Annotated in this window: 5 protein-coding genes; 3 read left to right on the forward strand and 2 right to left on the reverse strand. The window is 37.4% G+C overall.

Features of this window, described 5'->3' with window-relative positions:
- Positions 1 to 1767: 1767 nt before the first annotated feature.
- Complete coding sequence (locus GGG_RS0118060) at positions 1768 to 2601, forward strand: hypothetical protein (protein WP_010117539.1); 834 nt, start codon at positions 1768 to 1770, stop codon at positions 2599 to 2601.
- Positions 2602 to 2603: 2 nt separating this feature from the next.
- On the opposite strand, the gene GGG_RS20050 is transcribed toward GGG_RS0118060, so the two are convergent.
- Positions 2604 to 3122: a hypothetical protein gene (locus tag GGG_RS20050; RefSeq protein WP_034599960.1), complete on the reverse strand. Its 519-nt coding sequence runs from the start codon at positions 3120 to 3122 to the stop codon at positions 2604 to 2606.
- 451 nt (positions 3123 to 3573) lie between these two features.
- On the opposite strand from GGG_RS20050, the gene GGG_RS20525 reads away from it, so the two are divergent.
- Both GGG_RS20525 and GGG_RS0118070 read left to right on the forward strand, forming a co-directional pair.
- Positions 3574 to 4566 (forward strand): acyltransferase, encoded by a 993-nt coding sequence (locus tag GGG_RS20525; RefSeq protein WP_010117541.1) that lies wholly within the window; start codon positions 3574 to 3576, stop codon positions 4564 to 4566.
- Between the two features lie 274 nt (positions 4567 to 4840).
- The gene (locus tag GGG_RS0118070) at positions 4841 to 5089 is read left to right on the forward strand and encodes a hypothetical protein (RefSeq protein ID WP_005401986.1); all 249 of its coding nucleotides are present in this window, start codon (positions 4841 to 4843) and stop codon (positions 5087 to 5089) included.
- A gap of 19 nt (positions 5090 to 5108) precedes the next feature.
- Here the strand turns inward: GGG_RS0118070 and GGG_RS0118075 are convergent, their stop codons facing one another.
- Positions 5109 to 5687 (reverse strand): plasmid replication DNA-binding protein, encoded by a 579-nt coding sequence (locus GGG_RS0118075; RefSeq protein WP_005401987.1) that lies wholly within the window; start codon positions 5685 to 5687, stop codon positions 5109 to 5111.
- Positions 5688 to 6382 lie beyond the last annotated feature (695 nt).

Here is a 6382-nt window from a genome sequence, read left to right on the forward strand (position 1 = left end):
CAATACTTAAGGGATGTGTCATTTTTCTAAGTGACCGCCCTTAGGGAGAGTATTGCCGAAACTCACTCAACGTTCACCATCAGCCCGAGCAGAGCGAGGGGTGTGGTGATCTTGAGTGAGTGAGAGCACTTAGCAGAATGCTTTTATTTATCTTAGACTTTGTTGAAAATACTGTTTAAACGCAAAAAATAGAGTGTTACAGCTCGGTTAAGGTAATTTTGGTATTAATCCATATGGTTGTGTTTATAGTTGCTTAAAACGCAAAATAGAGCGTTTTAAAGATGAACCGCTAAGACTTTTCAGTCTTAACGGTCATGTTTAAAAAATGAATGCATGTGATTAATCTGCACCGACAACATTAAACAGAGCTATTTCTGTTTAATTCTCAGTTAAATTTCATAACATACAAAAATTTTTCCACGGATTACCAGTCCGCTTACAGTCACCACAACTGCTATTTCTTTCACTAATCAAACACATAACCGGCTCAACCTTTCATTACTCATGTATACCCTTACGTTTTTATTCGCTCGAATATTCATGCTCCCGACAGAAACGTCGCTTTACTCAACTGATCTCCCATCCTCTAAAACTTGTTTAAATCTTACAGTCACCAACTAAAAGAGTTAAATAAACAAATATTTAGCGAACTTCCCGTATTAGTCTTAATTGTCACTCGGATGCCCGGCTTCTCGCTTTCGCTCAAGTCTTACTCGTTACACTCGTCTCGTCCATTGGCGCTTCATGGGTAGTTGTTCCAAGATCCCACTTACACCGACTAAAGACTCTTTAGAGTTACCGTGCTATCAAAATTTTCAGCAAAGCATCTATCAGGTTCTACTGTAGATGCTGTTACAGGCTTAAGCTATTCGACGAATCTTGCTTATGTATTTACAAGTACCCGATGTCCATGACCCTTTTAAAATCTGACATCTGACAGTTTTTCTCTGTCTTGATCGCCTTTCGGCTCACTTTTAGTCGCCCACCTGTGCTGTGCCCATCGCAAAATCACTCATGCAAAAGGCAGTCATTTTAGCGTTGAAATCATCCGTGATCTCAACTCTGACTTCAATTAAAACAGGGTTGTGCTTTGTCACCAAAGCGCCCGTGTCTACGTCGCCCAACAACTTTAATCTTGTTCAATTTTTTGATTGGGTAGAAAAAGAGAATTTCACTCTTTAGCCCCCGTTGTAGCCGCACCAGCGAGGTTTCCCCAGCATGCAGCTTCACCGATCAGAACATGGTTAGTGCTCCTAGCAGTTTGAAATAGTGAAAAAACGTCTCGGCAGCGGTAACTTGCCGAGCATTCAAAGCCCAAAAAACAGGCGTAAAAATTGGCAAACTACGCTAGACGTAATTTTTGAAAGTTAGAGGTATCTAACAAAGACAATATGCGAGTAGCCAAAAAATATGTGCTATCGCTGATCATGAGAGGACTCCGTTGGCATACGGATAACGATCTGATGATTCACTTTAAAATTCCTACTAATGGTCTCTGCTGACTTAAAAGATGATTTATCTTTTTTGCGCTACAGGTTCAGAATCAGAAAAGCTTAAGAAGCAATCAGATGCATTTACTATACCTGAAAAAGTGCCAAAATCAAATTTTGCAGGAACAACCATTTATAAACCTACATCTGCACCTAAAAAGGGACTGCTAAACGCAGTCCAAATCATTACAAAATAAGCACTCCGATAGAATTACCAAAAAAGCATAAAAATGCTAAAATTTTTCCGACAGAATTACCAAAAAAACTGGACTTTATAATGATCTATTACTGTGTCAAAACCAGCGAATATTTAGCAGACATCTTGGATAAAGTCAGCCGCGAAACGCAGTATTATGTTCAGCTTGATGTGCCGCTTGATCGGGCTGAAGGCATCATTGAGAAGTTCCAAAAAAGATATGATTTGGATCAAACCGCCAGACAAAGAAATTATCGGTTGAAGCAAAAGCCGGTGGTGGATTTGGTGGTTTTACTCAATCAAAGTTTGCTCAAAATTGAGAAGGTCCGACTGTGTTTGTTGTGTACGCTTCCCGAGGAACTTAGAGAAAAAAAACAAGATTGTTCGGAGTTGCTGAGAATTGCCTATGGACTTGATAAGTCTGAGTTAGAGCCGTTTGAATCGGTCCAAGATCGTCAGAACCGGCTAATCTATCGTACCGCCATTCAGGTTGGAGAGAATAAGCAGTCTGCTCCGGTCTATGAGCTGGTTAACCTACCGTTTACGGTTGAACAGCGCAAACAGAAAGAAATTGATAGAACCACGGGTTGGACGTGGCGCATTCACAAGAAGTTTCTGGAACTTAAGAGTGAGCAACTGGTCGCTACCTTTAAGAAAGCGCAACAGATCAAGAGTCCTGAGAAACAGGACAGTATGGTCATGGCTGAGTTGTTTCGGGTGTCTAAATTGGCGGGGTTTAGGGGCGTTCGGGAGGATGTGTTTAAGTTCAATAAGCAAGTTTTTCCGCTGTACTTCAAGTATTTGAACCGAAAGTCCAAAGTAGAACTGTCGGTGCCTTCGTATGAGCGGAAATCTAAGCGTCTGGTCAGTAATTTTCAGGAAATGACGGCATTTTTTGAGGATTTGCAAAAGTAGGTTTAAACCACAAAGATGGTTGTGATGGCGATCAATAACAATGGGCATGCACTCAGCATGAATCTTTGGGTTTTGAGGTTGAAGTCTGTGTCATATTTTTTTGAATATTGCTTATATTTCAAGGTGAAGCAGAGGCTTGATACAAAGCATCCGATGAGCAAACTCAGCATTAACGCCATGCGGTAAAAATCCATGCTGAGGTCCGTTCCTGCTGTAAATTTATGGAACTGGTAGTAGTTGCTGCCCATGAGAAAAATTAGGCACAACAGCCCAAGCCCCATGGCGTTGTATTCCATTTTTTTGTTGTGATCTTGGTATAAAAACTTAGTGATGAGCATGCTTAAACTAAGGCAAAATGGGACCAAAATTACTGTAATGCTGATCAGTAAGTTACTGAATAGCCATGATTGAAGGTCTGGATTGTTTCTAAATTGGTAGATATTCAAAAATGGGAAAAACACCACTGGAAAGAAGTACATATAGGACAGCTTAAACGAGTCCATATTTTTAATTTTCATCATGTGGGATCAGAGTCCTGACTATAACTAAGGTAGTTAGGTAGGTATTATGTGTGCTGTTAAGCTCTCAATTTTTTACATGATATAAGTATTTGATTTTAAATATTATTATATTTATGTATAAAAATAAAACTCAGACATTAACTTTTTTAAGTTATTGAAATTAAATACAAAATTAAGAACACACATAATAGCTACCTTGTAAGGTCGCTATTATGATGTGTGTTGAACAATACCTTATATGTAAAAAAGCCTTTATTTCCTGTGCTGTATAGCCCGACTTAGAATATAATTTATATGTAAGCTTTACTCAGGATTACGTCAAATTACGCAGAATACTTCGGTACTATTGAACATCAGGACTATAGTTGTGAGTTTGGTGTGGTAACTCAACTGATGGCTCTAGTCCTCTTATTTTTCAAGTCAATTTCTTATCCGCGATTCGGGTTATCATATGATTTCCAATATACAAATTTTGAGAGCAATAGCGGCAATTCTTGTTGTTGCTGCACATACAGTTCAAGCAGCTAAAAGTTATAACTTATCTACTGATTTTTTTTATAAGGTTGATATTTGGGGGCAAGCTGGAGTAGATATATTTTTTATTATATCTGGTTTCATAATGATCTATATCCAAATTAATAAATGTAAAAAACCATTAGATTTTCTTAAAGATAGAATAGAAAGAATTGTTCCATTATATTGGTTTTTAACACTTTTTATTGCAGCCTTACTCATTGTATTTCCCCAAGCTTTTAGAGAATTGAGCTTAAGTGCTAATCATTTAATTAATTCATTGTTTTTTATCAATTATTTCAATGGAGATGATCGTCCTCTTTTATATGTAGGATGGACACTTGAATATGAGATGCTTTTCTATATTGTCTTTGCATTTTCTCTATTTTTTAAAAGAATAAAATACTCTATTCTAATATCTATATTGATGTTATCTACTTTTGTTTTCTATGGATTAAGCAGTATTGTTATCGAGTTTATATATGGAATGTTAGTAGGCTTCTTTTTCAATAAATTTAAAATTAACAGCATATTTAGCTTAATTTTTATGTTAGTTGGATTCTATTTATTAACAGTAAACTGGTTTACAGATATTCCTAGAGTTCTGACTTGGGGAATACCTTCATTGTTGATTTTTTTAGGTTTTTTATATTTTAAACCAATTAATAGCTCTTTATTAGAAATACTAGGAAATGCTTCTTATTCTATTTATCTAGTGCAAGTGTTTTCTATACCAATAAGTTATAAAATTTTTTCTAAAATTGGTTCATTAAATTTCATTTATATGAATGAAATTTATGTAATTATTTGTATGATTATCAGTATCATAGGAGGTGTTTTACTTCATTTTACAATAGAAAAACCACTAGCAAGAATTATTAAAAAAATAAGACCAAACAGAAAAAATGAAAATATAGTTATTAGATCCTAAAAGTTGTGCTATTAAGTTAATTTAAAATTAACATAATACACCTTATACGAAATGCTTTTAATTTCTCTTGAAAATTCAACGCTGTAGTTTCTAGTTTATAGCCCACCTTCCCCAAGGTGGGCTTTTTTTATGATTTTTCACGTTCCACGCCTATTCTTTGATCAATGTTCCACGGGTTTGTGTAGTCCACATGAACAATTCAATTAAACAAAAAAGTTCATATTTAAGTTAAATAGTGAGAATAATAAAACTTAATTGTTAAGAAGGTTGAGATATGGATGAGATAAATAAGATGGATGAGGAGGAGCGCGTTATTGCTAAAGAGGCAGGTCGGGTGCTCACGGAGACCTTTATTGCAAAAGCTAGTAATGGACCTGTGGTCTATGTCACAAACGATACCGTAGTGTATAAGGATCCGAATAGTGAGCCTGTGATGATTAAACAACTGTATCGTAACTTAGAAATTTCTAAGCGTCTGCCGAAGCAAGGTACAGTGAAGATCAAGAAAAAAGACATCAGATGATTTTTAAAGTATAGAACTCTTAATCTTGATTGAATACAGCATTCAATACGCGTCCAAATAAACCCTGTTTTTTGGGTTGTGGCACTGCCACACTTTGCAACGTCGCATGCTGTGGCGTTTTGGTGTCGCTCGCTATAGCGTCAGGGTGTTGCACTGCAACATTTTCCACCATGTTTTTGGTTAAAATTTTATTATTTTCAGTATCTTGATCTGCTGTCGCATGCTGTGGCGTTTTGGTGTCGCATGCTGTAGCGTCGGAGTGTTGTGCTGCCGTGGCAGGCGCGACACTTTTTAATTCAATCAGAGTCTGCATCCGATCAATTTGCTGCATCAAACGTTCTTCACGTTCCTGGTATTTTTTGACTTCATTTTCTAAATGAGTGATAAGTTTTTGCGTAGCTGCATCACTGCTTTGCTTAGGAGCTTCCTTAGCTGGCTGTGATACCTGTTGTGGTTCACCGAAGCATCGAATTACTTCGGCAAGATCAAATTGACCATCATCAGTACGAGACAAGCGTCCATTTTTTACAGCTCTGTAGATTGTCGATCTATCGACATTAAAACGCTTAGATACTTCGCTCAGTGATAGTTTCGCCATTTAGCTTAAAAGTCCTGTTTATTATGTTTTGACGTAAATCATATAAGTATCAGCATATATTTTATGAGAGAGTTAGCCAATATTAGGAACTACACCATATACCGCAAATATATAATATTTAATAATTTTATTTTTAAAAACGAAAAAGCCCTGCTTGACAATTGTCACGCAGGGCTTTAAATTCGTCGGTACGCAGTTATTTGATGAAGCAACATCAAGTAACGAAGATCATAAGGTTTGGCGACCGTTATGATTTCACCCAAAGGCTTTGTACCAGAACTCTATTTTCACTGTTATGTGCAGTAATATCAAGCCCAAATTGAAAAGTCTTCGTTAGTTAAGTGTTTTTTTTCATCAAATAAGTATCCCAGATCGAGCTTTGCCTGCTTCTGCGTGCCCATTTTATGGTTGGCATGCGGTGCATGTGGAGGGAATAAGTGTCACTGGTGCATCGTAGCGATCGTCGAAAGGCGGAACCGTTACAGGGGAATCTCACATAAACGGGGCGTTGAGAGTAGTGGTATAGGTTGGTTAAGTTGCATGTTGGGGAAACCCTCGCAGAGATATCGCCATACTTCGACAGGGAGCGCGTGAGAGAAGGTGCAAAACCTTTAGTCCTTGTCTGCATGGTCAGCAAAACCATGTGCGGATACGACCGATGCGTGGCTCCGTCAGCCCAATTACAGGTTAATCGG

This window comes from Acinetobacter sp. P8-3-8, assembly GCF_000214135.1.
In the GTDB taxonomy this organism is placed as follows: domain Bacteria; phylum Pseudomonadota; class Gammaproteobacteria; order Pseudomonadales; family Moraxellaceae; genus Acinetobacter.